Genomic DNA, 467 nt, shown 5'->3' with positions numbered 1-467 from the left:
GGGAAGTATTCGGGAAGCCCCGGTTGCGGGTGGCCGACCAGGTGCCGTCCGGCTGGAGAAACCGCTCGGCATTGTTCCCGCCATTGAGCAGCCGCACCTCGACGCCGAACGCGGGGTTGCCGACAAGCTGGACAGTCGTGGTGAACTGCGTCAGCCCGGTCAGATCCTGCGTCCCGAAGTCCCAAACAGGCGTCCCGGCATCCGTCTCGTAATCGGCGCCCCCGGTGAAGGGCGAGGTGCCATAGGTCAGGTTACCGTTGAGCGAAGCCTGGGCGAACTTTGCCGTGGCGCGGTCGAGGCAACGATAGATCCCCCTGGGCACGACCACCTGGCCCGCCGGATCCCAGTGGAGGCACCGCCCGACCAGCTCCTTCCGCACGCCCAGGCTGTCCCTGTAGACCTGCCGCAGGTAGCGCGGATTGAAGACCGGCGAGGTGGTCAGGAGCGCGTCCGGGTAGACGTCCCAC

1 protein-coding gene is annotated in these 467 nt (G+C 67.2%); it reads right to left on the bottom strand.

The genetic code is table 11. The annotated features are described in order from the left end of the window. The coding region (locus tag CVV76_RS25100) for a hypothetical protein (protein ID WP_158243249.1) at positions 1-467 on the bottom strand (467 nt) is incomplete at both ends.

It is taken from the genome of Acidimangrovimonas sediminis (assembly GCF_002871005.1).
Classification (GTDB): Bacteria; Pseudomonadota; Alphaproteobacteria; order Rhodobacterales; family Rhodobacteraceae; genus Acidimangrovimonas; species Acidimangrovimonas sediminis.
Note: the sequence above shows the minus strand (reverse complement) of the source record. Positions and strands in the feature narration are given on the sequence as shown.